Genomic DNA, 1,497 nt, shown 5'->3' on the forward strand with positions numbered 1-1,497 from the left:
TGTCTCCTCCGAACCTAGCGGCCCGGATTCTCTGACTCCCACCTATCCTGTACAAATCGTACCCAAATTCAATATCAGGCTACAGTAAAGCTCCACGGGGTCTTTCCGTCCTGTCGCGGGTAACCCGCATCTTCACGGGTACTACAATTTCACCGGGTCTCTCGTTGAGACAGTGCCCAAGTCGTTACGCCTTTCGTGCGGGTCGGAACTTACCCGACAAGGAATTTCGCTACCTTAGGACCGTTATAGTTACGGCCGCCGTTTACTGGGGCTTCGGTTCCTAGCTTCGCCTTAACGGCTAACCAGTCCCCTTAACCTTCCAGCACCGGGCAGGCGTCAGCCCCTATACTTCGCCTTGCGGCTTCGCAGAGACCTGTGTTTTTGCTAAACAGTCGCTTGGGCCTTTTCACTGCGGCCCCCTCGGGCTGTTACACCCTACCGGGGCACCCCTTCTCCCGAAGTTACGGGGTCATTTTGCCGAGTTCCTTAACGAGAGTTATCCCGCGCACCTGAGGATTCTCTCCTCGCCTACCTGTGTCGGTTTGCGGTACGGGCACCAGATATCTCACTAGAGGCTTTTCTTGGCAGTGTGAGATCAGGGACTTCGGTACTGTGATTTTCCCTCGTCATCACGGCCTGGCCTTAAGAAGGAACGGATTTACCTATCCCTTCAGCCTCACCGCTTGAGCGCGCTCTTCCAATCGCGCGCTTCCCTTACCCTCCTGCGTCCCCCCATCGCTCAAACAATATCGTGGTGGTACAGGAATATCAACCTGTTGTCCATCGCCTACGCCTTTCGGCCTCAGCTTAGGTCCCGACTTACCCTGAGTGGACGAGCCTTGCTCAGGAACCCTTAGGCTTTCGGTGGAGGGGATTCTCACCCCTCTTTTCGCTACTCATACCGGCATTCTCACTTCCCAGCGCTCCACCATCCCTCACGAGATGACTTCGATGCCCTGGGAACGCTCCCCTACCATGTCTTTCGACATCCGCGGCTTCGGCGGTTTGTTTAGCCCCGTTACATTTTCGGCGCAGAGTCACTTGACCAGTGAGCTATTACGCACTCTTTCAATGATGGCTGCTTCTAAGCCAACATCCTGGTTGTCTTAGCAACTCCACATCCTTTGCCACTTAACAAACACTTGGGGGCCTTAGCCGGCGGTCTGGGCTGTTTCCCTCTTGACTACGGATCTTAGCACTCGCAGTCTGACTCCTGAAGATAAGTCGATGGCATTCGGAGTTTGACTGAGCTCGGTAACCCGGGAAGGGCCCCTTACCCAATCAGTGCTCTACCTCCATGACTCTTCCTTCAAGGCTAGCCCTAAAGCTATTTCGGGGAGAACCAGCTATCTCCGAGTTCGATTGGCATTTCACCCCTACCCACACCTCATCCCCTGAATTTTCAACTTCAGTGGGTTCGGGCCTCCATTTCGTATTACCGAAACTTCACCCTGGACATGGGTAGATCACTCGGTTTCGGGTCGACGACGACGTACT

At 54.6% G+C, this 1,497-nt stretch carries 1 rRNA gene; it reads right to left on the reverse strand.

The annotated features are described in order from the left end of the window. A 23S ribosomal RNA gene (locus tag NXZ84_RS15045) occupies window positions 1-1,497 on the reverse strand; the annotation flags it as partial.

Origin of the sequence: Mechercharimyces sp. CAU 1602 (genome assembly GCF_024753565.1) — a bacterium.
Taxonomy (GTDB): domain Bacteria; phylum Bacillota; class Bacilli; order Thermoactinomycetales; family JANTPT01; genus Mechercharimyces.